General features: G+C 63.7%; 22 protein-coding genes. 7 read left to right on the forward strand and 15 right to left on the reverse strand.

The genetic code is table 11. The features are described from left to right. The first annotated feature begins 136 nt into the window (after positions 1-136). From ACK4OE_RS02520 to ACK4OE_RS02535, 4 genes are all read left to right on the forward strand, one after another. Positions 137-1,660: an aldehyde dehydrogenase family protein gene (locus tag ACK4OE_RS02520; RefSeq protein ID WP_409882775.1), complete on the forward strand. Its 1,524-nt coding sequence runs from the start codon at positions 137-139 to the stop codon at positions 1,658-1,660. Between the two features lie 186 nt (positions 1,661-1,846). Further along, positions 1,847-2,254: a DUF779 domain-containing protein gene (locus ACK4OE_RS02525; protein ID WP_409882776.1), complete on the forward strand. Its 408-nt coding sequence runs from the start codon at positions 1,847-1,849 to the stop codon at positions 2,252-2,254. A 221-nt stretch (positions 2,255-2,475) separates the two neighbouring features. Next, positions 2,476-2,916, forward strand: coding sequence for an acyl-CoA thioesterase (locus ACK4OE_RS02530; protein ID WP_409882777.1), 441 nt, complete (start codon positions 2,476-2,478; stop codon positions 2,914-2,916). Beyond that, entirely contained in the window at positions 2,913-3,890 is a 978-nt protein-coding gene (locus ACK4OE_RS02535; RefSeq protein WP_409882778.1) for an EamA family transporter, read from the forward strand. Before ACK4OE_RS02530 ends, ACK4OE_RS02535 begins: the two co-directional genes overlap by 4 nt. Positions 3,891-3,990: 100 nt before the next feature. On the opposite strand, the gene ACK4OE_RS02540 is transcribed toward ACK4OE_RS02535, so the two are convergent. From ACK4OE_RS02540 to def, 10 genes are all read right to left on the reverse strand, one after another. Then, positions 3,991-4,989, reverse strand: coding sequence for a succinylglutamate desuccinylase/aspartoacylase family protein (locus ACK4OE_RS02540; RefSeq protein WP_409882780.1), 999 nt, complete (start codon positions 4,987-4,989; stop codon positions 3,991-3,993). Continuing rightward, positions 4,986-5,960 (reverse strand): Bug family tripartite tricarboxylate transporter substrate binding protein, encoded by a 975-nt coding sequence (locus ACK4OE_RS02545; protein WP_409882781.1) that lies wholly within the window; start codon positions 5,958-5,960, stop codon positions 4,986-4,988. Before ACK4OE_RS02545 ends, ACK4OE_RS02540 begins: the two co-directional genes overlap by 4 nt. A gap of 172 nt (positions 5,961-6,132) precedes the next feature. Further along, positions 6,133-7,029 (reverse strand): LysR family transcriptional regulator, encoded by an 897-nt coding sequence (locus ACK4OE_RS02550; protein ID WP_409882783.1) that lies wholly within the window; start codon positions 7,027-7,029, stop codon positions 6,133-6,135. Positions 7,030-7,084: 55 nt separating this feature from the next. Further along, positions 7,085-7,912, reverse strand: a complete 828-nt coding sequence (gene pyrF / locus ACK4OE_RS02555; RefSeq protein ID WP_409882784.1) for an orotidine-5'-phosphate decarboxylase — start codon at positions 7,910-7,912, stop codon at positions 7,085-7,087. A gap of 86 nt (positions 7,913-7,998) precedes the next feature. Further along, positions 7,999-9,198, reverse strand: a complete 1,200-nt coding sequence (locus ACK4OE_RS02560) for a phosphoglycerate kinase (RefSeq protein WP_409882786.1) — start codon at positions 9,196-9,198, stop codon at positions 7,999-8,001. Positions 9,199-9,361: 163 nt separating this feature from the next. Further along, a complete protein-coding gene (locus ACK4OE_RS02565) occupies positions 9,362-9,697 on the reverse strand; it encodes an AzlD domain-containing protein (RefSeq protein ID WP_409882787.1) in 336 nt (111 codons plus the stop codon). 61 nt (positions 9,698-9,758) lie between these two features. After that, positions 9,759-10,583, reverse strand: coding sequence for an AzlC family ABC transporter permease (locus ACK4OE_RS02570; RefSeq protein WP_409882789.1), 825 nt, complete (start codon positions 10,581-10,583; stop codon positions 9,759-9,761). After that, positions 10,580-11,575: a methionyl-tRNA formyltransferase gene (fmt, locus tag ACK4OE_RS02575; RefSeq protein ID WP_409882790.1), complete on the reverse strand. Its 996-nt coding sequence runs from the start codon at positions 11,573-11,575 to the stop codon at positions 10,580-10,582. Before fmt ends, ACK4OE_RS02570 begins: the two co-directional genes overlap by 4 nt. 26 nt (positions 11,576-11,601) lie before the next feature. After that, positions 11,602-12,090: a hypothetical protein gene (locus ACK4OE_RS02580; protein WP_409882791.1), complete on the reverse strand. Its 489-nt coding sequence runs from the start codon at positions 12,088-12,090 to the stop codon at positions 11,602-11,604. Between the two features lie 35 nt (positions 12,091-12,125). Beyond that, positions 12,126-12,635 carry a peptide deformylase gene (def, locus tag ACK4OE_RS02585; protein ID WP_409882792.1) on the reverse strand — a complete coding sequence of 170 codons (510 nt, stop codon included), beginning with the start codon at positions 12,633-12,635 and terminating at the stop codon, positions 12,126-12,128. 199 nt (positions 12,636-12,834) lie between these two features. On the opposite strand from def, the gene ACK4OE_RS02590 reads away from it, so the two are divergent. Both ACK4OE_RS02590 and dprA read left to right on the forward strand, forming a co-directional pair. After that, positions 12,835-14,037: a LysM peptidoglycan-binding domain-containing protein gene (locus tag ACK4OE_RS02590; protein WP_409882794.1), complete on the forward strand. Its 1,203-nt coding sequence runs from the start codon at positions 12,835-12,837 to the stop codon at positions 14,035-14,037. A gap of 74 nt (positions 14,038-14,111) precedes the next feature. Next, positions 14,112-15,284: a DNA-processing protein DprA gene (gene dprA / locus ACK4OE_RS02595; RefSeq protein ID WP_409882795.1), complete on the forward strand. Its 1,173-nt coding sequence runs from the start codon at positions 14,112-14,114 to the stop codon at positions 15,282-15,284. A 108-nt stretch (positions 15,285-15,392) separates the two neighbouring features. On the opposite strand, the gene ACK4OE_RS02600 is transcribed toward dprA, so the two are convergent. The 5 genes from ACK4OE_RS02600 to ACK4OE_RS02620 form a co-directional block, all read right to left on the reverse strand. Further along, positions 15,393-17,777 carry a DUF1631 domain-containing protein gene (locus ACK4OE_RS02600; RefSeq protein WP_409882796.1) on the reverse strand — a complete coding sequence of 795 codons (2,385 nt, stop codon included), beginning with the start codon at positions 17,775-17,777 and terminating at the stop codon, positions 15,393-15,395. A gap of 17 nt (positions 17,778-17,794) precedes the next feature. Further along, positions 17,795-18,745, reverse strand: a complete 951-nt coding sequence (gene secF / locus ACK4OE_RS02605; protein ID WP_409882797.1) for a protein translocase subunit SecF — start codon at positions 18,743-18,745, stop codon at positions 17,795-17,797. 12 nt (positions 18,746-18,757) lie between these two features. Then, the gene (gene secD, locus ACK4OE_RS02610; protein WP_409882799.1) at positions 18,758-20,641 is read right to left on the reverse strand and encodes a protein translocase subunit SecD; all 1,884 of its coding nucleotides are present in this window, start codon (positions 20,639-20,641) and stop codon (positions 18,758-18,760) included. A gap of 98 nt (positions 20,642-20,739) precedes the next feature. Further along, positions 20,740-21,075: a preprotein translocase subunit YajC gene (gene yajC, locus ACK4OE_RS02615; protein WP_409882800.1), complete on the reverse strand. Its 336-nt coding sequence runs from the start codon at positions 21,073-21,075 to the stop codon at positions 20,740-20,742. Between the two features lie 260 nt (positions 21,076-21,335). Then, positions 21,336-24,908: an indolepyruvate ferredoxin oxidoreductase family protein gene (locus ACK4OE_RS02620; protein WP_409882801.1), complete on the reverse strand. Its 3,573-nt coding sequence runs from the start codon at positions 24,906-24,908 to the stop codon at positions 21,336-21,338. A gap of 170 nt (positions 24,909-25,078) precedes the next feature. On the opposite strand from ACK4OE_RS02620, the gene ACK4OE_RS02625 reads away from it, so the two are divergent. Further along, positions 25,079-25,561 (forward strand): Lrp/AsnC family transcriptional regulator, encoded by a 483-nt coding sequence (locus ACK4OE_RS02625; RefSeq protein ID WP_409882802.1) that lies wholly within the window; start codon positions 25,079-25,081, stop codon positions 25,559-25,561. Positions 25,562-25,891 lie beyond the last annotated feature (330 nt).

Below are 25,891 nucleotides of genomic sequence, written 5' to 3' on the forward strand. Positions count from 1 at the left end.
GGGCCTGCAAAAAAGCGCAATGAAATCAACGGCCCCCGCGCCAAGGCGTGCTGGCATGGGTCTTGAGTAGAGGTTGCGCATCGGACAGGGCCGCAGGGCCCGCCCGATGCACACAACAACCGCAGGAGACAACGCAATGACCGTTTACGCAGCCCCGGGCGCCGCAGGCGCCAAGATCGTCTACAAGCCCCAGTACAACAACTTCATCGGCGGCCAGTTCGTGGCCCCGGTCAAGGGCCAGTACTTTGATGTGATCTCGCCGGTCAACGGCAAGGTCTACACCCAGGCCGCCCGCTCCACGGCCGAAGACATCGAACTGGCGCTGGACGCCGCCCATGCCGCCGCCGACGCCTGGGGCAAGACCGACGCCGCCACGCGCGGCAACATCCTGCTGAAAATTGCCGACCGCATCGAGCAGAACCTGGAGCTGCTGGCCTACGCTGAAACGGTAGACAACGGCAAGGCGATCCGCGAAACGCTGAACGCCGACATCCCGCTCACCGTGGACCATTTCCGCTACTTTGCGGGCTGCGTGCGGGCGCAAGAAGGTGCCCTGTCCAACATCGACGAGAACACCGTGGCGTACCACATCCAGGAACCGCTGGGCGTGGTGGGCCAGATCATTCCGTGGAACTTCCCCATCCTGATGGCCGCGTGGAAGCTGGCGCCCGCCATTGGCGCGGGCAACTGCGTGGTGCTCAAGCCCGCAGAGTCCACGCCGATTTCCATCCTCATCCTGGCCGAGCTGATTGCCGACCTGCTGCCGCCCGGCGTGCTCAATATCGTCAACGGCTACGGCCGCGAAGCCGGCATGCCGCTGGCTACCAGCAAGCGCATTGCCAAAATCGCCTTCACCGGCTCCACCACCACCGGCCGCGTCATTGCGCAGGCCGCCGCCAACAACCTGATCCCCGCCACGCTGGAGCTGGGCGGCAAAAGCCCCAACGTGTTCTTTGCCGACATCATGGACAAGGACGATGCGTTTCTGGACAAGGCCGTCGAAGGCTTGGTGCTGTTCGCGTTCAACCAGGGCGAGGTCTGCACCTGCCCGAGCCGCGCGCTGATTCAGGAAAGCATCTACGACAAGTTCATGGAGCGTGTCTTGAAGCGCGTGGCCGCCATCCAGCACAAGAACCCGCTGGACACCGACAGCATGATGGGCGCACAGGCCAGCAAAGAGCAGCTGACCAAGATCCTGAGCTACCTGGACCTGGGCAAGCAAGAGGGCGCCGAAGTGTTGGCCGGCGGCGGCCAGGCCCACCTGGGCGGCGACCTGGAAGGCGGCTACTACGTACAGCCCACGCTGTTCAAGGGCCACAACAAGATGCGCATCTTCCAGGAGGAAATCTTCGGCCCGGTGCTGGCCGTGACCACCTTCAAGGACGAAGCCGAGGCGCTGGAAATTGCCAACGACACGCTGTATGGCCTGGGCGCGGGCGTGTGGAGCCGCAACGGCAACGTGGCCTACCGCATGGGCCGCGCGATCAAGGCTGGGCGTGTGTGGACGAACTGCTACCACGCGTACCCGGCGCACGCGGCGTTTGGCGGCTACAAGGAATCGGGCATTGGGCGTGAGACGCACAAGATGATGCTGGACCACTACCAGCAAACCAAGAACCTGTTGGTGAGCTACTCAGAAAACAAGCTGGGCTTCTTCTGATCTTGGGTGGCGGTCCAAAAACCGTCCCTGGCGTCGTTGCTCCGTCTTGCCGTGGCGCTGCCACTGTCTGCGACGAAGACGCCTAGCCAGGAACGGTTTGTGAACCGCTGGAAGCGCTTCTGTTGACGCGGCTCGTTGTTCCAACTTGCCGCGTTTGCTTTTTTGCATTGCATGCAGGAGAACCGTATGGTCGAAAAAGTCATCGCCACGCCCGCCGCTTTGGAGCTGGTCTCATTCCTCAAAACCAAACACGGCCCCGACCTGATGTTCCACCAGTCGGGCGGCTGCTGCGACAACAGCGCGGCCAACTGTTTTTTGCCCGGCGAGATCACCATGGGGGCGGGCGATGTGTACCTGGGCGACATCGGTGGCTGCCCGTTCTATATGGGCCTGGCGCAGTACGAGACCTGGAAGCACACGCAGCTCATCATCGACGTGATTGAGGGCACGGGCGGCACCTTCTCGCTGGAGGGGCCGGAGGGCAAGGCCTTTCACACCCGGTCAAGGGTGTTCACGGCGGCAGAGCTGGAGGAGTTGGGGGTGGAGCCGTCGGAGCGTCTTGGCACGGAAAATATGGGTAAAAATGGGTGCTAGCGCTTATTCATAAAGCGCTAGCAGCTATTGAAATGATAGTGTTTGGGGTGCCGGCCATGGGGTGTTTGAGACCCAGGCGCAGGTACCAACGCCACCACCACAGTGAGCAGGGCCCGCCAGCAGGTCAGCACGCCTGCGGGTTGGCGGCTCGGCGGTGCGCCGCCGACGGCAAATGGGTGGCTGGAGAATAATGAGCCTCCCCCTTCTCTGGAGCACCCCGCATGCACTCAATCACCCTGCGCTTTCTGGCGTCTGAAAGCAGCTTGCTGCAGGCAGGCCGTGTTCCTGGGGGCACGGTATTGCGCTGGGTGGACGAAGCTGGGTACGCGTGCGCCAGCGCATGGGCCAAGGGGGCGTGTATTACGGAGTTTGTGGGGGGCGCCGACTTTGTGCGCCCCATCCGCCCCGGCGATCTGGTGGAGGTGCATGCCCGCCTGACCCAGACCCAAGGCGCCAGCCTGAGCCTGGCCGTCGAGGTGCGCAGCGGGCCCATCCACGGCGCGCCGCTGGAGGACGTGGTGCATTGCGTTGCGGTCTACACCGCCGTCGGTGCCGACGGCGAGCCCCTTGCAGTAGACAAGTGGACCCCAGAGACCCCCGGTGACATCGCGCTGGCCCAGCGGGCGCAAGCGCACATCGACGCTGCGCGCGCTGCAGCGTGACGGCGCCGGTGTCCGGGCAAGGGTCAGGGCTGGTTGGCGGCCCCCTGCGTGCGCGCGACCTGCTGGCCGCGCTGGTGGTGGTCATCCTGTGGGGTGTGAACTTTGTGGCCATGAAATGGGGGCTGCGCAGCTTCAGCCCTTTTCAGCTGGGCGCCGCGCGCTACCTGTGTGCGGCGCTGCCGCTGGTGCTGCTGGTGCGCCCGCCGCGCATGCACTGGCGCTGGGTGGTGCTGTTTGGGCTGTTCCAGGGCGTGGGGCAGTTTGGCTTTTTGTTTATCGGCCTCAAGGTGGGCATGACGGCCGGGCTGGCCAGCGTGTTGCTGCAAACCCAGGTGTTTTTCACGGCGCTGTTTGGTTTTGCGCTGCTGCGTGAGCGGCCGGGCCCGCCCCTGCGGTGGGGCATGGTGCTGGCCGCCCTGGGGCTGGTGTGTTTTGCCATGAACTACGTGGGCCCAGGGTCTGGCGTGGGGGTGGCGGCAGCCACCACGCTGGCGGGGCTGCTGCTGACGCTGTGTGGCGCGGCCATGTGGGCGTCGTCCAACATCGTGTCGCGCCTGGCGCAGCAGCAAAGCCCGGGGTTTGACCCGCTGGCATTCGTCATCTGGGCCAGCCTGGTGCCGGTGCTGCCGTTTGTGGCGCTGTCTGCCGTGTTTGACCCCGATGCCGCGCGCTGGCTGCAGTGGCAAACGTTTGTGGATGTGCCGCTGCTGGCGTGGGCGTCGGTCGCCTATCTGGGCTGGGCGGCCACCATCGTCGGCTATGCGCTGTGGACCAACCTGCTGCAGCGCTACCCCGCCAACCGCGTGGCGCCGTTCAGCCTGGCGGTGCCGGTGGTGGGGCTCACAGCAGGCTGGCTGCTGCTGGACGAGGGCGTGGCGCCGTGGCAGTGGGCGGGTATTGCGCTGGTGGTAGCCGCGCTGGCCTGTGTGGTGCTGGGGCCAAAAATACAAGCCAAAATGGCCTCTAGCGCTTGATAGATAAGCGCTGGCAGCTATTAATTTAATAGTATTTGAATGCGCAGGGGCGGGGGCTCCTAGCCAACCACCCGCCCCCTCTGCAGCGCTTGCTGCGCGCTTACAGCGCCCTGCGCCGCGCGAACCGCACCACCGTCACGCCCGCGCGCGCTTGGCGCACCGAGGGCATCACCAGCACACAGTTGTCGTACGGCGTTGTCACCGGCACGCCATCGTTGTCGCCAATCACGGTGCCAGCCTTTTCAAACAGCTCCAGCCCCGTGTAGGGCGCCGCAAAACGGAAGGCGCTGCTGGTGGCCACCACCGGGCCGGTTACCTCTAGCGCCCACTGGCGGGGCGCATCGGGCAGGCGCCAGCCGGGCAGTTGCTGCGCCAGGGCGTCGGCGCTGATGGCGCCAGATTGCTCGATGAAGCGCACGCACTGGTCCTGTGCCACGGCGCGGCTGGCCGGGTCGCCATGGAAGCCGCATTCGATGAGCAGCGAGCGCGTGTCGCCGCCCTCGTCGTCCAGCAGGCCGAAGCGTCCGTAGTCGCGCATGCGCACGCCGTCCTTGTGGCCTGCGTCCACCACGATGTGTTCGGGCGAGCGCATGGCACGCGCCAGCCTCAGGTTGCGCGGCTGGATGCCGGTGAGCAGCAGCGGGGCCGAGGGCTCGTGCATGGAGTGGATGTCGAGCAGCCAGTCGGCCTGCGCGACCCACGGCCGCAGCGCGGCGGCGCGGCGGCGCTCGTTGGTGTCGGCAGCGTCAATGCGCTCGTCCAGCCATTGCCGGTTAAGGTCTTCGTCGGTGAAGCGCGAGGCGTCATGGTTTTGCGCGTCAAACCGGTCGAAGGCATCGAGGTTGCAGAACGCCAGCGTGAGCGTGCCCTGCTGCGGCCGCACGCCCGCTTCGAGCAGGCCCTTCAAGGCCCAGGCGCCGCACAGCTCGTTGCCATGCACCAGGGCGCTGACCATAACGTGGCGTCCGGGTTGGCCAGAGTCAAAGTGCCAAACGCCGGGTGTGCCGGTGTCGCCTGCGCGCCAGGCGGTGATGTCGGGTGCGGGCAGCTCAAAAGCCAATGGTTGCACGGCTGTGTTGTGGGGTGCGGCGGTGCTCATTCTTCGATCTTGGCAAATTCAACAATCTTTTTGTACTTGGCTACTTCGGTCACCAGGAACTGGTCGATGTTGAAGTTGGGGGCAGCCACGGTGGAGCCACTGGCTTCCATCTTCTTCTTGAAGTCTGGCGACTGCAGGGTGTCGTTCAGCGCCTTCTTCACCTTGTCGAACACCGGCTTGGGCAGGTTGGCCGGCCCCATCAGCGCAAACCACACGCCGATGTCCACGTTCTTGTACTGCGGTGTTTCGGCCAGCGCCGGGATGTCGGGCGTGGTGGCCGAGCGCTTGGCTTCGGTGGTGCCCAGGGCAATCACCTTGCCGCTCTTGATGTGCGGCAGGCCGCTGGAGAGCACGAACACGCCGTATTCCAGGTTGTTGCCCATGAGGTCGTTGGTCAGCGGCGCCACCCCGCGGTAGGGGATGTGCGTCATGAACAGCTTGCCCTGTTCCTTGACCATCTCGCCTGCCAGATGCAGCGATGTGCCGACGCCCGAGCTGCCGTAGCTGAACTTGCCCGGGTTCTTGGACACCTTCTGCGTGAACTCGGCCAGGTTCTTGACGCCCGAGCTGGTGGAGGCCACCAGCACCAGCGGTTGTGAGGCCACGAGGCCAATGGCGGTGAAATCCTTGGTGCTGTATTTGATCTTCTTGTTCACCAGATTGACGATGGCCAGCTCGTTGCTGGCGCCCACCAGAAAGGTGTAGCCATCGGGTGCCGCGCTGGCCACCTTCTGCGCGCCGATGGCGCCGCCGGCACCGCCAATGTTTTCAATGACAACCGGCACGCCCAGCTTGGCACTCAGCTCCAGGGCCACGTTGCGGCCGGTCAGGTCGGTGCTGCCGCCCGGCGGGTAGCCCACCACGATGGTGATGGGCTTGGAGGGGTAGACGTCTTGCGCGAAGGCGGGCACAGCCAGGAGTGCCATGCCACATAGCAAGGCGGTGCGGCGCAGAGAGGGAGTGTTCTTCATGGTGGGGTCCTTGGGTTGTATGGGGCGGTGAGGCGACGTGAGGTGCAAAGGCGCGTTGTTGAAAAGTGCGCTGGTGTGGCCTCATTGTGAAAAGTCGCCCTCGCCTGCGTGGTGCCGAAACGGCACCAACCCTTGCCAATACTGTTCAACGCCCTGATGAAAACCCGAAGGGTCAGCGCTGCGCCATCGCCTTCCACAACGCCTCGGCCAAAGGCCCCAGGCGGCGCTTGGGCCGGTACAGGCGTACGTCAAAACGCACTTCCATGCGCGCATCGCCCGCCAGGGCCAGGCGCTTGGCCTTGCAGTCGGCGTGCACCATGGACCACGGCAGCCACGCCACCCCGAGGCCCTTTTGCACGTACTCGTAGTGGGCGTCAGCCGAGTCGCATTCCACCACCCGCTGCAGCCGCGGTGCGTGCGGGTTTTGCGCCAGGTGGTCCTCCACCAGCCGACCCAGTGCCAGTTGCGGCGCGTAGGCCAGGTATGGAATCCGCGTGGCGTCGGGCCCAAACCGGTGCAGCGCCTGGCCTTGCGCCGTGGCACGCGACACGGGTACCAGCCGGTCCGACGCCACCGTCACATGCATGAAATGGCGCGCATCCAGCCGTATGGCCAGCGCAGGGTGATGGTAGACCAGCGAGAAATCGGCCTCGTTGCGTTCCAGCATCGCCACCGTGTCGGCCAACGCGCGGGTGCGGATGCACAGCTCAGCGCCTTGAAGGATCGGCTGCAGCCGCACCAGCCAGTCGGCCACCACGGTGCGGGCCAGGGTGCGCCCGGTGGCCAGTGTCACGGTGCGGGCCTGCCGCCCGGCCAGGCTCTGCAGTTCCTCGTGCGATTGAGAGAGGCTGCGCGCCATGTGGCCCGCTGTTTCCAGAAAACTTTGTCCGGCAGGTGTCAGGGTGACGGGGCCACCGCCGCGCTCCACCAGCGGTGTGCCGGCCCAGGCCTCCAGCGCGCGGATGCGGCGGCCAAAGGCGGGGTGGGTGACATGCCGCAGTTCTGCAGCACGGGTGTAGCTGCGCTCCTGCGCGAGCACGATGAAGTCTTCGAGCCATTTGAGCTGCATGGGGATGTCCGGGTGCAGCGGCGGCGCGAAGGCTGTGGGAGCTGAAAGTGGGGCGTCAGCGCGCGCGGGCCGCTTCGAGGACCGCGCGGGTGCGCTGGGCCTCGGTGCGCGCTGCTGCAGCAAAGTCGTCGCCCTTGGAGGCATACAGGATGGAGCGCGACGAGTTCACGATGATCGGCCCGCCATCGCGCAGCCCGGCGCGCACCGTGGCTGCGGCGTCGCCGCCCTGTGCGCCCACGCCGGGGATCAAGAGCGGTAGCGTGGGCGCAATGGTGCGCACGCGTTCAATCTCTTGCGGGTAGGTGGCACCCACCACAAGGCCGAGCTGACCATTCTTGTTCCATGGCCCCTGCGCCAGGCGCGCCACATGTTCGTACATCAGCGGCTGGCCCTCAACGCTGGCCAGGCGCTGGGTCTGCAGATCGTCACCGCCCGGGTTGGACGTGCGGCACAGCAGGAACGCCCCCTTGCCGTGGTAGGCCAGGTAAGGCTCGATCGAGTCGAACCCCATGAAGGGCGAGAGCGTGACCGCGTCGGCCCCGTAGCGTTCGAACGCTTCCTTGGCGTACTGCTCGGCCGTGGAGCCGATGTCGCCGCGCTTGGCATCCAGAATGACCGGCACATGCGGCGCGTTGGCGCGCATGTGCTGCATCAGGCGTTCGAGCTGGTCTTCGGCGCGGTGCGCGGCAAAGTAGGCGATCTGGGGCTTGAAGGCGCAGACCAGGTCGGCCGTCGCATCGACGATGGCCGCGCAGAAGTCATAAATCTTGTGCGCATCGCCCTGCATCCCCGCAGGAAACCGCGTGGGCTCCGGGTCCAGGCCCACGCACAGCAGAGAGTTGTTCTGCGCCGTGGCGTCGCGCAGCATGTCGGTAAAGGTCATGGGGCGTGATTTTAGGGGGCGGCCCACACAAGGCCGCTTCTTTCGCTCTTGCCCCGGCATGCCGCACGCGGCGGCCCTGAGCGCGCTCAGACAGATGCCGCTGCGCGCTTTTCCAGAATCTCGAACGCTGGCAGGGTCTTGCCTTCCAGCATTTCCAGAAACGCCCCGCCGCCGGTGGAGATGTAACCCACCTGCTTTTCAATGCCGTATTTGGCAATGGCCGCCAGGGTGTCGCCACCGCCCGCAATGCTGAAGGCGGGAGATTCGGCAATCGCCTTGGCCAGTTCGCGCGTGCCGTTTTCAAACGCGGCAAATTCGAACACGCCCACCGGGCCGTTCCAGACGATAGTGCCGGCCGACTTGAGCTGCGTGGCCAGGCGTGCGGCGGTCTGTGGGCCTATGTCCAGGATGAGGTCATCGGCAGCGACGTCGGCAGCCGCCTTGACGGTGGCCGGTGCGTCTGCGGCAAAGGCCTTGGCGGTGACCACGTCGGTAGGGATCGGCACCTCGGCACCGCGTGCCTTCATGGCGGCCATCACCGCGCGGGCTTCGTCCAGCAGGTCGGGTTCGGCCAGGCTTTTGCCAATCGGCAGGCCGGCGGCCAGCATGAAGGTGTTGGCAATGCCGCCGCCCACGATGAGCTGGTCCACCTTGTCGGCCAGGCTCTTCAAAATGGTGAGCTTGGTCGACACCTTGGAGCCCGCCACGATGGCGGCCAGCGGGCGCTGCGGGTGGGCCAGGGCCTTGGTGAGCGCATCGATTTCGGCCGACAACAGCGGGCCGGCGCACGCGACGGGCGCGTACTGGGCGATGCCGTAGGTGGTGCCCTCAGCGCGGTGGGCGGTGCCGAATGCGTCGTTCACAAAGATGTCGCACAGCGCGGCCAGTTTGCGCGCAAGTTCTTCCTTGTTCTTCTTCTCGCCCACGTTCAGGCGACAGTTCTCCAGCAGCACGACCTGGCCGGGGGCCACTGTGACGCCGTCCACCCAGTTGGAGACCAGCGGCACCTCGCGCCCCAGCAGCTCGGCCAGGCGGGCGGCAACGGGCGCCAGCGAATCCTCAGGCTTGAACTCGCCTTCGGTCGGGCGTCCCAGGTGGCTGGTCACCATGACGGCAGCGCCCGCGTCCAGCGCCATGCGGATGCAGGGGATGGATGCACGGATGCGGGTGTCTTCGGTGATGTGCCCGGCGTCGTCCTGCGGAACATTGAGGTCGGCACGGATGAAAACGCGCTGGCCTTGGGCCTTGCCCTGGGCACACAGGTCGGAAAAGCGGAGGATGTTCATGTCGGGAGGTGTGAAGTGGATGGGCTTGCGGGCTGCCATTTTAGTTAGCGAAGACTGTGCAACCGGCACGCACCATGCCAGCGGACGCCGTGGAACTGGCTCTGCCAGGCCACTGGCGTCGTCCCCCTGGGGGGAAGCCGCGCAGCGGCTCAGGGGGGCTTCTCTACCAGCCCCAGCCAATGTGCAGGGGCAAGTACACCGCCATGCCGACCACGATGGTGCCCAGGATGCCCCGGCGCCAGAAGTAGTAGGCGCTGGCACAGACGACAGCAGGAAGGCGCGCGTCCATGAAGGTGTCGATGAACTCGCCCTGGGTCATCAGGATCTCGGGCGCGATCACGGCGGCGAGAGCGGCCAGGGGCGCGTATTTGAGGCCCCGCTTGAGCCAGTCGGGCATCGGCAGCTCACGCTCGGGAATCATGAAGAACGAGCGCGAGACGATGGTGATGACCGCCAAGCCCACGATGGCGATGAAAGGGCCGATCCAGGACCAGCTCATCTGGAAACCTCCGTGCTGCGCACTGCGGTGCGAGCTTGTTTGGGGCGGCCCGGCACGGCGCTCATGGATGACGCTCTTCACGCAGCGGCACCACATCGCCCGCAGCCACATGCTCCCGTTCTTCGGGGGGCATCACGCTGTTGGCGGGCACCAGCAGCAACTCGGGCTTGTGACGGCGGCGGTCTACCGCCTCCATCAGCAGGCCCGCAGCCACGGCTGCGGCCAGCGCGACGAGGATGTTGAGCTTGAGGGGCAGCGCAAATGCGGCAATGGCTGCGGTGGCGGCCACGCCGGTGGCCAGCCAGGTGGCGCGGTCAAACAGCAGCGACAGCAACACGCCCAGCAGCGCCAGCACGCCCGCAAACCCCAGGCCCCAAGACAGCGGTACAGCGTTAGCCAGCAGGATGCCCGCAATCGACGGCACCTGCCACGCCAGCCAGTTGCTGCTGGCGGCGCCCCAGAAATACGGAATCTGTTCGGGTTCTGGCCGTGGGTCGGGGAAACGCTTCATGAACGCGACATAGATCACATCCCCACTGAAGTAGCCAATGGCCAGACGCTTGCGCAGCGGCAAGTGCGCAAAGTAGCTGCGCCACATGCTGCTGAAAATCACAAAGCGCAGATTGACGCACGCGGCCGTGAGCCAGATCACCCACAAGGGAGCGCCCACCGACAAAAGCGGGATGACCGCCAGCTGCGCGCTGCCTGCATAGACCGCCAGGGACATGAACATGGCCATGCCCACGGGCATGCCGCTTTTGACCATGGCCACGCCGGTCACCAGGCCCCAGGCGGCAATGCCCAGCGACGTGCCCGCCATGTCCAGCGCGGCGAGCCGGAACGACGGGTGGCGCACCGTACGGCGGATGGTCGCCGTGTGGCTCATGGGGTCGCAGGCGCGGGGTCGGGCGACGTGGTGCTGCCCAGGGTTGTGCCGGTTGCCAGGTCGAAACCGCGCAGAAAGTCTGCCGCAGGCAAACGCTTGCCGCCCGCGCGTTGCAAGGTGGTCAGGCGCAGAGCGCCCTGACCGCAGGCCACGGTGATCCCGGCGTCGTTTATAGACAAAATATGCCCGTAGCGCTTGTCTGGTAAGCGCTGGCTGCTATCAATTTCGCAAGACCATATCTTGATGGTTTCCCCGCCTGCTTCGGTGCTGGCGCCAGGAAACGGATCGAACGCCCGGATGCGCTGACTAATGGCCGCTGCAGGCAACGACCAGTCGATGGCGCTTTCAGCCTTTTCGATCTTGTGGGCGTAGGTGATGCCCTCCGATGGCTGCGGTGTGGCATGCAGCCCGCCGCAAGCTGCCAGCTCCAGGGCTTCCACAATCATCCGGCCGCCCAGGGATGCCAGCCGGTCATGCAACGTGGCCGTGGTAGCTGTGGGCGTGATGGCAACGCGCTCCAAAAGCAGCATGTCGCCAGTGTCCAGCCCCGCATCCATCTGCATGATGGTGACGCCCGTTTCTGCGTCACCTGCTTCGATGGCGCGGTGGATGGGTGCGGCGCCGCGCCAGCGCGGCAGCAGGCTGGCGTGGATGTTTAAACACCCTTTGGGCGGAAGGTCCAGCACCCACTGCGGCAGGATCAAGCCGTAGGCGGCCACCACCATCACATCGGCCTGCGCGGCCAGCAGGGCCTCGCGGGCGGCGGCTGCGTCGTCCGGGTATTTGCCGTCCAGCCGCAAACTGCGGGGCTGTGCCACGGTAATGCCCTGCTCCAGCGCGCACTGCTTGACGGGCGATGCCTGCAGCTTCATGCCCCGGCCCGCGGGGCGGTCGGGCTGTGTGAGGACCAGTGGGACGGTGAACCCTGCATCCAGCAAACGCTGCAGCGCGACGCGGGCAAACTCGGGCGTGCCGGCAAATATGACTCTCATGGGGACCAATGTCGAAAGATAAGCGCTCAATCGCGCGCGTTGTCGAAGAGGGGCAGCTCGTCAGTGAACATCACGAGGCGCACGATGCCTTGGCGATCAATGTGCACGTGGGCAAGGCGCGGGTCGGAGATCTGGCGGAAGCGGTAGGTCCAGATGTCGCCATCAAAGCGGGACACTCGCTCTACGAGCAAAGGAGGGCCGAAGGTGCGCTGCACGCCAGCGAGGGTCCACACGCCGGTGGGGATGTTTTCGAACCGGGTCTGGGTCAGCACCTGTTCATTGCGCACCAGCCTGCCTGTGGCGTCGAAATCGAGGTTGTACGCTTCAAAACCAGCGGGAAGCTCGGAATACAACAGCCGCTGCCCGGACGGCAGCGCAAATATGGCAGTGGGCGGCCCCAGGCGGGCAATCACTTCAGACTGAACAGCCCCTGGCGCTTCCTTGGCGGGCAAAGCGCAACCAACGAGGTGCAGTGTCAACGCCACGAACGGCACGAACGCCAGGCGCGTCAGCACTCTGCTGCCCCGCAGGGTGCAGAGTGCTGAACGAATCACTCGCGGGCCTCGCGCTGCTGCTTGATCATCTTGGTCTTGATGCGGTTGCGCTTGAGCGGCGAGAGGTATTCCACAAACACCTTGCCCATCAGGTGGTCCATTTCATGTTGGATACACACGGCCAGCAAACCCTCTGCATCAATCACGCGCGAGGTGCCCTGGGCGTCCAATGCCCGTACATGCACGGCATCGAAACGCTCCACACCGTCATAAATGCCCGGCACAGACAGGCAACCTTCGTCGTTCAGGTGTTTCTCGGCGCTGGCCCAGACGATTTCGGGGTTGATCAGCACCAGCGGCTCGTTGCGCTCTTCTGAAACGTCGATCACCACCAGCCGCTCATGCACATCCACCTGCGTGGCGGCCAGGCCGATGCCATGGGCGTCATACATGGTGGCGAGCATGTCGGATGCGAGGGACCGGACGCGGTCGTCCACCGCCTGAATGGGTTGCGCCACCTTGTGAAGCCGAGGGTCCGGGTAGCAGAGAATGGGAAGGATTGCCATGGATGCAGGTAAGAGATGTCGCTATTTTCGCCACTTTTGGGGCCTGCTGCACCCCGTAAACCCAATAATCGTTGCCGAATCAAGGGCTTGAGCAGAGAATCTGAGGCGGTAGGTAACGAATTTGCCCGGTCACCCGCATGCCGCGGGTGTCGTGGCGCCAGTGAGGGGGCGTTTCACAATGCATGACAAAAGGAACAACATGACGGCATTCACCAGCGTGCGGCGTACCGCCCTGGGCGCGCTCTCCATCATCGCGGGCGCTATGCTGGTTGCCCCTGTTCAGGCGCAGAATTATCCAATTAGCGGTGGCCAGCGCGCTACCGCCCAGCAAGTCTCCGAGCGCGGAATTCCCCTGTCGGAGTTGGCGCCCAATGCGCCGGATCGTTACACGGTGAAGCGTGGTGATACCTTGTGGGGTATCTCGGGCATGTACCTGCTGCGGCCTTATCGTTGGCCCGAGCTGTGGGGGATGAACCTCAAGGCCATTCCCAATCCGCATCTGATCTTTCCTGGTCAAACGCTGTATCTGGACAAGGAAGGTGGCTACGCGCGCCTGCGGACCAGCCCGCCCGGTGCATCGGAGACCGTGCGCGTTTCACCCCGTACGCGCAGCGACAGCCTCCTGGGCACCGCACTTCCTACTCTCAAGCCCCATCTGATCGAGCCATTCCTGGTGGAGCCCGTGGTCGTAGATGCTTCGGTACTGGAGCGGGCACCAAGAATCGTGGCGACAACCGAAGAGCGGGTCTTGATGGCCCAGGGTGATCGCGCCTACGCCCGCGGCATTGAGTCTGCCCCATTGCGCGTGGCCCCTGGCGAGCAACGGTATTACCGCGTGTACCGCAACGCGAAACCATTGAAGGACCCGGTAAGCGGCGACATCCTGGGCTACGAAGCCCAGTACCTGGGCAAAGCAGAACTGATCCGTGGCGAGACCACAGAAGATGTGCCGGACGGCAAGGGCGGATTCACCAAAGACAAAGTGCCTGCAACGGTGGACATATCCGGCACCAAAGAAGAAATCCGCGCAGGAGACCGCTTGCTGGCTGAACCCGGCCGCGGCTTCGTGAGTTACACGCCACGTGCTCCAGAGCGCACCGTGGACGCGCGCGTGGTCTCCATCTATGGTGAATCTGCCGTTGCCTATGCAGCGCAGAACCAGGTGGTTTCCATCAACATGGGCGCGCGCGATGGCATGGAGCCTGGCCATGTGCTGAGCATTCTTACCAAGGGTGAGCGAATCAAGGACGCCACCAGCGATTCCAAGGAAATGATCAAGTTGCCCAGCGAAACCAATGGGATGGCCATGGTATTTCGCACGTTTGACCGGGTGTCTTACGTGTTGATCCTTGATGTCCGCAATGGCGTGCGTGTGGGTGACCGCTTGGTCAATCCAGAATAAGTCACGGGTCAGTTGCACTGGCTGCGGGTTTTTGCTGAATCCGTGCCGGTGCCTGCAACTGGTTTATTCATCCCATGGACCGCGAAGAACTTGGAGGGTGGCTTCGGCTGACCCTCTCCCCGGGCGTCGGCAACGGCGCCGCCAGGCGTCTGCTGTCCACATTTGGTCTGCCGCAAGCCATCTTCCAGCAGCCAGAAGCGACACTCCTGCAGTGCGTGACTCCCGTACAGGCTCGCGCGCTGCTTGAATTGCCTCCTACGTGGAGCGACCTCCTGGAGACTACGTGGAAGTGGCTGGCCGATGCGAACCCAGCAGGGCCTGGGCGCACTGTGGTGACGCTGGGCGATGCGCGCTTTCCGCAGGCACTGCTGGACACAGAAGATCCACCGCTCATGCTCTATGTCATGGGGCCGACGCGTTGGCTCGAACAACAGCGGCTGTTTCCGCGGGAGCGGTGTTTGGCGATAGTGGGAAGCCGCAACCCTACAGCGCAAGGGGCAGAAAATGCTCGGCTGTTTGCACGGGCCCTGCACAGTGCGGGCCTCACCGTCGTGTCTGGCCTGGCCCTGGGGGTCGATGCCGCAGCGCACGAAGGGGCGCTGGATGCGGCAGTGCCGGATGCCCCTGTAGCCGCCACGATCGCCGTGGTGGGGACGGGGTTGGACCGTGTCTATCCTCGCAAGAACCTCGATCTTGCTCATCGGATCGTAGCGAATGGGCTGCTGGTCAGCGAATATCCGTTGGGCACACCGCCGCTGCCCGCCAACTTCCCCAAGCGCAACCGGATTATCTCGGGGCTCTCGCAGGGGACGCTGGTGGTGGAGGCGGCGCTGGCTTCGGGCTCGCTGATCACTGCGCGGATGGCGGCGGAACAAGGCCGAGAGGTGTTTGCGATCCCTGGCTCCATCCACGCACCCCAGTCGCGCGGATGCCACGCGCTGATACGCCAGGGCGCCAAACTGGTCGAGTCGGCACAGGATGTCCTCGAAGAGCTGCGGTTGCCTTCTGCACCGGGGCTGACCGCGACAACTGCGCCTTCTGACGCTGAGGACTTGACCACGGCACCTGATGAACCCGACGACCCGCTGCTCGAAGCCTTGGGCTTTGATCCCATGAGCGTGGATGCTCTCGTCGCCCGCACGGGCATGGATGCAGCGTCGTTGCAGGTGGCGTTGCTGGAACTGGAGCTGGAAGGTCGCGTGGCGCGCTTGCCTGGCGGTTTGTTTCAGCGGATGGGCAGTGCGTGAGTTTTGGACCGGGCCATTCCGCGAATTGCGAAGTGTCCCAGTGGCTTACGGAGTCACGCTTTACGGCAATCTAAGGTAGTCAGATTGCTGCAATGACGACATACCGAGTCAGTCGAGCAACCGCTCGGGGTTGGCATCCAGCTTGGCCAGGGCGTCACGGGTCGCGCGCACGGTCAAGCCTTCTTCATCCTGGGCAACCAGCAGGCCTGCCTGCAAGTAGGCCGCCAGACGGCGCAACTGGATAAGGTAGCTGCTGCCGTCCACCGCGGCAAACAGATGCAACTGCTTGCGCTGGCTTTGCCAGGCATATTGGACTTGGGCCGAGGCACCGTTGTGGTCCAGCGTGTACCAGGTGCCAGGCTGTAGCTGCTGTGCCCACACTACCATGGCCTCATCCACCGGGGCCCCGTTGTCGGCCACCACATGGATGGAGGATGCATCGATGCCGAGCATCATTTCGATGTTGTCGGCATTGAGTGGCATGTCCCCCAGCGTTGCGTCACTGATGAAGTCTTCGAGGTTGGCCAGTCGCTTGGCCATGGCGTCGATATGCGCTTGCGGGATGGACGCCGTCTTGGACAGGAAGGCATCGGCCAGTGTGTCGGTCAGGATCTTGATCTGGGCATCCTGGGCTTCTCCGTTCACGTTCATCAGCGTCAAACCCTGGCGCAGGCGTTGCAACAACCCAGGCAGATTTTGAATGACTTGTGCACGGTCACTGCGGTTGGGTTTGGCGCTGGCTGCCCACACCAGGTCTGCTGCCGTGCGCTTGAGCGAAATAGTATCGGCGTGCTGCGGACCATCGCGCACCGCCGACAAGGCCAGCACCTCCGCCCAGGTCTTGAACAGAAACTCGCGGATCTCATCGCGCACAGGCATGTCGCGCAGCATGGTGCGCAGCTCGATGGTGTACTGGATAGCCAAAGTTTCTCGTTGCTCGACCTGCTGGGCCACGCTGACCAGGCGCGATGTGGCCTGCTTTTCAGTCAGGAACTTGGACAGGAATTTTTCGAACTCGTCATAGACCAGCTGGAAGACGCGCCGCCCTGTTTCCGGATATTGCTCGATCACCTGCACCACGCGGCGGATTTCTGCTTCCAGCGCGCTGCCGTTGATGCTGGACGCATTGAAGCCCATCACACACGCACCCATGCGGTCGATCAGCTTGCGGGCCGGGTGGTCCAGGTTGCTGAAAAACTCAGGCTCTGCCAGAGCAACGCGCAGCACCGGCACCTGCAGGCGCGCAAACCACACCCGCACAGCGGGCGGAATACGGTCTTCCGCAAGAATGCTCTGAAACATCAGCGCCACCACTTCGATGATGGCTTTTTCGCCCGCAGTGCTCGCTTTCTTCTTGAGCTCGGTGGACCGCTCGCGCACGGTGCCTACCAACTGCACGACGGCCGCGGGGCTGTAGTCCTCCATCAGCGTGGCGACGCCGCTGTAATAAGTGTCTGCATGCACTCGGTGCGCCGTGAGAGCGTGGGCGAGCGCCGCCGACGCAGGCGGCGCATTCACCATGTCAAAGCCCGTGGCAGGCTGCGTGAGCAACCGGCGAAGCTGTCCCATCACGCCTTGCGCTCTTTGGCGGGCGCGCGACAGAGGGGTCATGCCTGTGGCGTAGCCAGCTTGTTGCATCCCCCGTTGCTGCAGGTAGCCGCCCGAGGGCTGCTGCACGCGCTGTTGTGGGTGTTGGCCCGCCCACGGAGGTTGCTGTTGCGCTCCCATGCCCCCTCGTGCGGCGGCCATGGCTTCTCGCGTTTGGGCGAGTGCCTGAGACGCCAACCCACCTGCGCCCGATTCGCTGCCGCTGCCCGTGACGCTTGCGCCGGAAGTGCGGCGCACGCGCGACTTCAGGTCGTTTTGCGGTGTGACGCCTTGCTCCACATAGAAAACATTCACCGCCTGGTACTGCTTTTGCAGCAAGTTGGCCAGTTCACGCTGCAGAGGGTCCACCACCGTGAGCAAGTCGGTGCGGGGAAGGCCAGCCTCCACCCATTGCTCCACCAGCAGCAGGCACACGGTGTCAGGCCGCAGGATGTCGCTGTTATCGAGCTCCTGGCCCTCCAGCGACTGGGTGCGTTGGCGCAGGGTATCGAACTGGTTGCTGACCTGCTCGCTCACCGTGAGCGCCATGCGGGAGGCGACGATCTTGTTTTCGACCACATCGTCGCTCAGCAGCTCGAACTGGCTGCTCCCCAATCCTGCGTGCGCTTGGCTGCCTCGGGTGGTGCTGATGTGGGGGGCCAGCGCTTCCCGCAAAACCTTGCCAGCGCGATCAATCCAGGCCGCGTTGTGCTGCTGGTACAGCATCCATGCATCGCGGCGGGACTGCATCTCGCGGGCGGTGCCGTTTTGGGTCATCAACGTGGTGACGAAATCCAACACGGTTTTGTCCAGGTCGGGCAGACCTGCGCAAAGCCCCTCCACGAACCGCTGGCGTGCCTGGCGGGCCAGTCGGCGCTGCGGAACGGAAGAGGGCGTGGGCTGCATGGGCAGATATTACCGGGTCAAACGGTTGCCCCGGCATGGGGGTCGTTGGGATCCCCGTCCTTCTTGGCGGGCTTGACAAGATCCTCGCGTTTTACCCCGAGCCACATTGCAATGGCCGCCGCGACAAACACCGACGAATAAATGCCAAACAGAATGCCGATAGTCAGTGCCAGCGCAAAGTAGTGCAGGCTGGGCCCACCAAACAGCAGCATCGACAGCACCATCGCCTCGGTAGAAGCGTGGGTGATGATGGTGCGGCTCATGGTGCTGGTGATGGCGTGGTCGATCACCTCGGCGGTGGTCATCTTGCGGTATTTGCGGAAGGCTTCCCGAATCCGGTCAAAGATCACCACCGACTCGTTCACCGAGTAGCCCAGCACAGCCAGCACGGCGGCCAGCACCGACAGCGAGAACTCCCACTGAAAGAACGCAAAGAACCCCAGGATGATCACCACGTCGTGCAAATTGGCGATGATCGCCGCCACACCGAACTTCCACTCAAACCGCATGGCCAGGTAGATGACGATGCCGACGATCACCATGCCCAAGGCCATCAGGCCACTTTGCACCAGTTCCTCGCCCACCTGCGGGCCGACAAACTCGGTGCGGCGCAGGGTGACGTCAGGGTCCGCAGCCTTGAGCGCACCCAGGACTTGCTCGCTTTGCTGTGCGGACGAGACGCCCTTTTGCGCGGGCAGGCGGATCATCACGTCGCGTGCGGTGCCAAAGTTCTGCACCTGCACCTCGGGGTAACCAAGGCCCGAGACTGTCTCGCGCACCTTGGCCAGCTCGGCGGGTTGGCTGTAGGCCACTTCCATGACCGTGCCGCCTGTGAACTCCACCGACAGGTGCAGGCCCCGCGTAAGCAGGAAGAAAACAGCCAGCGCAAAGGTAATGAAGGAAATCGCGTTGAAGATCAACGCGTGCTTCATGAAAGGGATGTCTTTTTTGATGCGGAAAAATTCCATGGCCGCAGTCCTTTAGTTCGTTTTGGCCACGTCGGTACCGGCTTCTGGCTTCCAGACCGTACCGATCGACACACTCTTGAGCTTCTTCTGGCGTCCGTACCACAGGTTCACCAGACCGCGCGAGAAGAACACGGCCGAGAACATGCTGGTCAGAATGCCGATGCAATGCACCACAGCAAACCCGCGCACCGGGCCTGAGCCAAATGCCAACAGGGCCACGCCTGCGATCAACGTGGTCACGTTCGAGTCAAAAATCGTTGCCCAGGCACGCTCATATCCGGTGTGGATGGCTGCTTGCGGCGCGACGCCCGCACGCAGCTCCTCGCGTATGCGTTCATTGATCAGCACATTCGAGTCAATAGCGACACCAATCGCCAGTGCCATCGCCGCAATACCCGGCAGCGTAAGGGTGGCTTGAAGCATCGACAGCACTGACACCAAGAGCAGCACGTTAACGCCCAGCGCAATGCTCGAGAACACGCCAAACAGCGTGTAGTAAACGCACATGAAGATCGCAATGGCAATCAGGCCCCACACCACGCTGTTGATGCCGCGGTCGATGTTGTCGGCACCCAGGCTGGGGCCGATGGTGAACTCTTCGATGATTTCCATGGGCGCGGCCAGCGAGCCAGCGCGCAGCAGCAGCGATGTGTCGTTGGCTTCTGCCGTGGTCATGCTGCCGGAGATCTGCACGCGGCCGCCCGCGATTTCCGTGCGGATCACGGGCGCGGTAACCACTTCGCCCTTGCCCTTTTCAAACAGGATGATGGCCATGCGCTTGCCCACATTTTCACGCGTGATGTCGCGGAAGATGCGTGAGCCCTTGGCATCGAGCGTCAGGTTGACGGTCGGCTCCTGGGTCTGGCCGTCAAAACCGGGCTGTGCGTCGGTCAGATTTTCACCGGTCAGGATGACCTGCTTTTTCACAATGACCGCCTGGCCATTGCGTTCCAGATAGCGTTCAGAGCCAAACGGCACGGGGCCGCGGCCGGTTTCTGCCGCCCGGGCTTCGGTGCCCTCGTCCACCAGGCGCACTTCCAGTGTGGCGGTGCGGCCCAGAATGCGCTTGGCTTGCGCGGTGTCCTGCACGCCGGGCAATTGCACCACGATGCGGTCCAGGCCCTGCTGCTGGATCACGGGCTCGGCCACGCCGAGTTCGTTGATCCGGTTGTGCAGCGTCACCATGTTTTGCTTGAGCGCCTGGTCCTGCACCTGGCGTGTCGCCTCGGGCTTGATGGTGACTCGAAGCTTGAACTCGCTGCCGTCTGGCGCGCTGGTGCTCTGCAGATCTGCAAACTGGTCGGTGATGAGATTGCGCGCAGCAGTCAGTGTGGCTTCATCACGTACCTTGATTTCCACCGCCTGGCCGTCTCGGCTGATGCCGCCGTGGCGAATGTTCTTGTCGCGCAGCGCTGCGCGCAGGTCACCCGCATACGACTCTGCCTTTTTGGTCAAGGCCGCCTGCATGTCCACCTGCAGCATGAAATGCACGCCACCGCGCAAATCCAGGCCCAGGTACATGGGGTTGGCGTGCAGCGCTTTGAGCCACACAGGCGAGCGGGAAATCAGGTTCAGCGCCACCACAAACGATGGATCGCTTTCATCAGGGATCAGCGCCTTCTGAATGGCGTCCTTCGCCTTGAGCTGGGTATCGGGCGTGTCAAAACGCGCACGCACCGAGGAGCCTTCCAGCGCCACAAAGTCGGGCGTCACGCCTGCGGCCTTGAGCGCGTCTTCCACCCTCTGTTGCACCGCCGCATCCACCTTGACAGTGGCCTTGGCTGACGAGACCTGTACGGCAGGCGCCTCGCCAAAGAAGTTGGGCAGGGTGTACAAAATCCCCACCACCAGCACGATCACCAGGATCGCGTATTTCCAGACCGGATATCGGTTCATGATCGCGCTCTTACCTCTCGGAAAGCTTCAAAGGGCGGCCAGCTTGCAAGCCTGCCGCCCTTTCATAGTTTCATTCAACAAGCCCCGCGGGCCGACTTTTATTTGACCGAGCCCTTGGGCAGCACCTGAACCACGGCGCTGCGCTGGATCTGGACTTCCACGTTGCTGGCGATCTCGATGTGCAGGTAGCCTTCAGACAAACGGGTGACCTTGCCCAAGATGCCGCCAGCAGTAGCCACTTCGTCGCCCTTGGCGATGGCATCAATCATGGCGCGGTGTTCTTTCTGGCGCTTCATCTGAGGGCGGATCATGACGAAGTACAGCACCACAAACATCAGCACCAGAGGCAGCATGCCAGTGAGCGTGGACATCATGTTGCCGCCTTCAGCGGCGGCAGCGGGTGCGGTTTGGGCAAAAGCAGAAGAAATAAACACGGACTGGACTCCACAAACGGATGGTCAAAATTCACGAAACCCGCCACCGGCGGGCACCGGGAGGCTGTCGGGGCACAACAGGGCATTGTATGCGGCACCCTACCGGTTCCCGACATGCTAAGTCCCAAGCGGTCGACGGGTGTTTGCGCGCACAGGCAATGAAGTGCGGATATTCGCTGATTTTTCAATGAAAATAGCTGCTAGCGCTTATTGGCAAAGCGCTGGCAGCTATCAATTTAGTAGCGATCAATGACTCCCTGTCAGGCCGCCCTGCGTTGCGCAGGCGCCGCGCCCCCGCGCCACTCGGCCATCAGGCTGTCCCACTTGGGACGGGCGGCGTGCAGATGGCGCTCTTTCACGTGGCCGTAACCGCGGATTTCTTCGGGGATGCGCGCTATCTCCACCGCCAGTGCCAGGTTGTCGGTGTTCAGCGTGGCCAGCAGCTCGTCGATGCAGGCGCGGTATTCCACAATCAGCGCGCGCTCCATGCGGCGCTCTTCCGTCTTGCCAAACACATCCAGCGCCGTGCCACGCAGACCCTTCATCTTGGCCAGAAGGCCAAAGGCGCTGCGCATCCAGGGGCCAAACGGTTGTTTGACCAGCTCACCCTTGTCGTTCTTCTTGGCGGTCATGGGCGGTGCCAGGTGGTGCACCAGCTTGTAGTTGCCTTCGAACATGTTCGCGATCTTGTCCGTGAAGGCCTTGTCGGTGTGCAGCCGGGCCACTTCGTACTCGTCTTTGTACGCCATCAGCTTGAACAGGTAGCGCGCCACGGCTTCCGACAGCTTGGTGCCGGTGCCCAGCTTCGCTTCGGCGGTCTTCACTTTGTCGACAAACGCCTGGTACTCGGATGCGTAAGCGGCGTTCTGGTAGCCGGTCAGGAACTCCACGCGCTTGCTCACCATTTCGACCAATGACGGCTTTTTCACGAACTGGATCACCTGCGCCGCAGCAAACAGCGCCTGCACCGATGCGAGGTCGTGCGCGCAGCGGCGGCCCCATTCAAACGCAGCCTTGTTGTTGTCCACCTGTACGCCGTTCAGCTCCATGGCGCGCATCAGCGACGCAAGGCTCAAAGGCACGCGCCCCTTTTGCCAGGCGTAGCCCAGCATCAGCGGGTTGGTGTAGATGCTGTCGCCCAGCAGTTGGGTGGCCACCTGCTCCGCGTCAAAGGCGCCGACGCCGCCCGCGCCCACAGCCTCGATGATCGCGCTGTCACAGTTGGCACCCGGGAACTGCCAGTCCGGGTTGGTCACAAACGCCGCCGTGGGCGTGCCGTGCGTGTTCAGCGCCACAAAGGTGCGGCCCGGCTGCATAACAGCCAGCGTGTATTTGTGGGCGGCCACGATGGAATCGCAGCCAATCACCAGGTCGGCCTTGGCGGTGTCGACCTTGGTGGTGTAGATGGCGTCGGGCCGGTTGGCGATCTGGATGTGGCTCCAGGTGGCGCCGCCCTTCTGGGCCAGGCCACCCGCGTCCTGGGTGATGACGCCTTTGCCGTCCAGGTGTGCGGCCATGCCCAGCAGCGAGCCGATGGTGATCACGCCCGTGCCACCCACGCCGCCCACCACAATGCCCCAGGCCGTCTCGGCCACAGGCAGCACCGGCTCAGGCAGTGGCGGCAGCGCCGACAGGTCGCCCTTCTTCTCCTTCTTGGGCTTCTTGAGCTTGCCGCCTTCCACCGTCACAAAGCTCGGGCAGAAACCGTTCACGCACGAGTAGTCCTTGTTGCAGGTGCTCTGGTTGATGCGGCGTTTGCGGCCGAATTCCGTCTCCACCGGCTCCACGCTCAGGCAGTTCGACTTGGTCGAGCAGTCGCCGCAGCCCTCGCATACCAGGTCGTTAATGACCACGGTTTTGTCGGGCGTGGCCAGGGTGCCGCGCTTCCTGCGGCGGCGCTTTTCGGTGGCGCAGGTCTGGTCGTAGATGATGACCGTGCAGCCCTTGATCTCGCGGAACTGGCGCTGCAGCGTGTCGAGTTCGTCGCGGTGGTGCACCGTCACGCCTTCGGCAAGTGCCACGCCGTCGTACTTCTGCGGCTCATCCGTCACGATGATCAGCTTGACCACGCCCTCGGACTTGAGGCTGTTCATGATCTGCAGCACCGAGTGGCCCTCAGGGCGCTCGCCCACCTGCTGGCCGCCCGTCATGGCCACGGCGTCGTTGTAGAGCACCTTGTAGGTAATAGTGGTGCCCGCAGCGATGCTCTGGCGGATGGCCAGCAGCCCGCTGTGGAAGTACGTGCCGTCGCCCAGGTTGGCAAACACATGCTGATCGGTGGTGAACGGGGCCTGGCCCACCCAGGTCACGCCTTCGCCACCCATCTGCGTGAAGGTCGACGTGTTGCGGTCGGGCATCCAGTTGGCCATGTAGTGGCAGCCAATGCCGGCCACGGCACGCGAGCCTTCGGGCACCCGGGTGCTGGTGTTGTGCGGGCAACCGCTGCAAAACCAGGGGGCGCGCTCGCCCGTGTCCATTGTCAGCGCGGTCATGGCGCGCTCGCTAGCTTCAATAACGGCGATGCGCGAATCCATGCGCGCGATGATGTCGCTGGAGACGCCGAGTTTCTTGAGGCGCTTGGCGATCGCCTTGGCGATGATGGCCGGGGTCAGGTCGGCCTTGGCACGCAGCAGCCAGTTCTGGCTGGGGTTGGGCATGGACCATTCGCCGCCCGTCGCGTCGCCCTCAGGCTCGTCGAACTTGCCCAGCACGTGGGGGCGCACGTCCGAGCGCCAGTTGTACAGCTCTTCCTTAAGCTGGTATTCAATGACCTGGCGTTTTTCCTCCACCACCAGGATCTCCTGCAGGCCCTGCGCAAAGTCGCGGGTGATGGTGGCTTCCAGCGGCCACACCACGTTGACCTTGTGCACCCGGATGCCCAGCTGGCGGCAGGTGTCGTCGTCCAGGCCCAGGTCCACCAGGGCCTGGCGCGTGTCGTTGTAGGCCTTGCCGCTGGCGATGATGCCAAAGCGGTCATTCGGGCCTTCAATGACGTTGTAGTTGAGCTTGTTGGCGCGCACATAAGCAAGGGCTGCGTACCACTTGTAGTCCATCAGGCGCGCCTCCTGCTCCAGCGGCGCATCGGGCCAGCGGATGTGCAGGCCGCCGGGCGGCATGGCAAAGTCCTCGGGCATCACGATCTTCACGCGGTCGGGGTCAATGCTGATGCTGCCGGACGATTCCACCACTTCCTGAATCGTCTTCATGCCCGACCACACGCCCGAAAAGCGGCTCATGGCAAACGCGTGCAGGCCCATGTCCAGAATTTCTTGCACGCTGCTGGGGAAGAACACCGGCGTGCCGCAGGCCTTGAAGATGTGGTCGCTCTGGTGCGCGGCGGTGCTGCTCTTGCTGATGTGGTCGTCGCCGGCAATGGCGATCACGCCGCCGTGCTTGGCGGTGCCCGCCATGTTGGCGTGCTTGAACACGTCCGAGCAGCGGTCCACGCCCGGGCCCTTGCCGTACCAGATGCCGAACACGCCGTCGAACTTCTTGCTTTGCGGGTACAGGTCGAGCTGCTGCGTGCCCCACACGGCTGTGGCGCCCAGCTCTTCATTCACCCCGGGCTGAAAGACGATGTTGTTGGCCGCCAGATGCTTCTTGGCCGCCCACAGGGATTGGTCGTAGGTGCCGAGCGGCGAGCCGCGGTAGCCGCTGATGAAGCCCGCTGTGTTGAGCCCCTGCATGGCATCGCGCTGGCGCTGCAGCATGGGCAGGCGAACGAGTGCCTGCACCCCGCTCATGAAGGCCCTTCCATGGTCCAACGAATATTTGTCGTCCAGCGTGACGGTTTCCAGGGCCTTGCGGATGTGTTCGGGCAAAGGGGCGTTCATGTGCGGTTCCTGTGGGGGTGACGGCCGACCGCCACCGCCTTGTGGGCAGTGGTAGGGGATATTCAAATGGTTTGCAGCACAGTTTATGCACTCCTACCGGATATGTCCTTTCGTTTTCATGCGAGGTTTACCCTTGTTTTAGAAAGGATCTTTCTTAGAATGCCGTTTCAATGAACAATTTGGACAAATTCGACATCGCCATCCTCAACGAGCTGCAAACCGACGCCCGTTTGACCAATGCCGAACTGGCCCAGCGGGTGGGCCTGTCGGCGGCGCCCTGCTGGCGGCGTGTGCGTGCGCTCGAGGAGGCGGGCTTCATCAAGGGCTACCGCGCCGAGATCGACCGGCACAAGATTGGCCTGGGGGTGCTGGCCTTTGTGCGGCTGGACGCCGACCGCAGCACCGGCAACCTGACGCGCGCCATGGAGGAGGCCATCCGCCAGATTCCCGAAGTCGTGTCCTGCCATTACATCAGTGGTACTGGCACCTTCGAGCTGCAGGTGGTGGCGCGCGACCTGGACAGCTTCTCGCAGTTCGCGCGCGACGTGCTTCTGAACTTACCCAATGTGAAGGACATGCACACCAGCTTTTCGTTGGGCGAGGTCAAGGCCAGCGGGGCGCTGCCGCTCACCCACTTGGTGCGGGTGAAATGATGAATGCTATTTATTTGATAGCTTCTAGCGCTTATTGGATAAGCGCTAGGTCCTGATTTGGCATGTAATTTGCGTGGGTCATGCCCTTGCGTAAGGGGGCCGGGGGGCCGCCCGGTGCCATGCCACGTAACAAGGCGTTCGGGCATGGGTCAACCGGCATGCTGTGCTGTATAAGCCTGCAAAACCCTGTCCATGTCGACGCCCGCTGGCTATGCGCCTCGTGCCATGACATAGGCGCTTTGCTGCAATGCTGGTGGCGAGCGGCTTTGGTGGGGCTACACATAACGAGGGCTCTTTTTAAGCGCAGGCCTCTAGCCTGTCGGAGGGAGC

The organism is Acidovorax sp., from assembly GCF_046314175.1.
Classification (GTDB): domain Bacteria; phylum Pseudomonadota; class Gammaproteobacteria; order Burkholderiales; family Burkholderiaceae_C; genus Acidovorax.

Bases quoted from the DNA above. Each gene is read 5' to 3' on its own strand.
- ACK4OE_RS02520 (WP_409882775.1), top strand. From the start codon at position 137: ATGACCGTTTACGCAGCCCCGGGCGCCGCAGGCGCCAAGATCGTCTAC.
- ACK4OE_RS02525 (WP_409882776.1), top strand. From the start codon at position 1,847: ATGGTCGAAAAAGTCATCGCCACGCCCGCCGCTTTGGAGCTGGTCTCA.
- ACK4OE_RS02530 (WP_409882777.1), top strand. From the start codon at position 2,476: ATGCACTCAATCACCCTGCGCTTTCTGGCGTCTGAAAGCAGCTTGCTG.
- ACK4OE_RS02540 (WP_409882780.1), bottom strand. From the start codon at position 4,989: ATGAGCACCGCCGCACCCCACAACACAGCCGTGCAACCATTGGCTTTT.
- ACK4OE_RS02545 (WP_409882781.1), bottom strand. From the start codon at position 5,960: ATGAAGAACACTCCCTCTCTGCGCCGCACCGCCTTGCTATGTGGCATG.
- ACK4OE_RS02550 (WP_409882783.1), bottom strand. From the start codon at position 7,029: ATGCAGCTCAAATGGCTCGAAGACTTCATCGTGCTCGCGCAGGAGCGC.
- pyrF (WP_409882784.1), bottom strand. From the start codon at position 7,912: ATGACCTTTACCGACATGCTGCGCGACGCCACGGCGCAGAACAACTCT.
- ACK4OE_RS02560 (WP_409882786.1), bottom strand. From the start codon at position 9,198: ATGAACATCCTCCGCTTTTCCGACCTGTGTGCCCAGGGCAAGGCCCAA.
- ACK4OE_RS02565 (WP_409882787.1), bottom strand. From the start codon at position 9,697: ATGAGCTGGTCCTGGATCGGCCCTTTCATCGCCATCGTGGGCTTGGCG.
- ACK4OE_RS02570 (WP_409882789.1), bottom strand. From the start codon at position 10,583: ATGAGCCACACGGCGACCATCCGCCGTACGGTGCGCCACCCGTCGTTC.
- fmt (WP_409882790.1), bottom strand. From the start codon at position 11,575: ATGAGAGTCATATTTGCCGGCACGCCCGAGTTTGCCCGCGTCGCGCTG.
- def (WP_409882792.1), bottom strand. From the start codon at position 12,635: ATGGCAATCCTTCCCATTCTCTGCTACCCGGACCCTCGGCTTCACAAG.
- ACK4OE_RS02590 (WP_409882794.1), top strand. From the start codon at position 12,835: ATGACGGCATTCACCAGCGTGCGGCGTACCGCCCTGGGCGCGCTCTCC.
- dprA (WP_409882795.1), top strand. From the start codon at position 14,112: ATGGACCGCGAAGAACTTGGAGGGTGGCTTCGGCTGACCCTCTCCCCG.
- ACK4OE_RS02600 (WP_409882796.1), bottom strand. From the start codon at position 17,777: ATGCAGCCCACGCCCTCTTCCGTTCCGCAGCGCCGACTGGCCCGCCAG.
- secF (WP_409882797.1), bottom strand. From the start codon at position 18,745: ATGGAATTTTTCCGCATCAAAAAAGACATCCCTTTCATGAAGCACGCG.
- secD (WP_409882799.1), bottom strand. From the start codon at position 20,641: ATGAACCGATATCCGGTCTGGAAATACGCGATCCTGGTGATCGTGCTG.
- ACK4OE_RS02620 (WP_409882801.1), bottom strand. From the start codon at position 24,908: ATGAACGCCCCTTTGCCCGAACACATCCGCAAGGCCCTGGAAACCGTC.
- ACK4OE_RS02625 (WP_409882802.1), top strand. From the start codon at position 25,079: ATGAACAATTTGGACAAATTCGACATCGCCATCCTCAACGAGCTGCAA.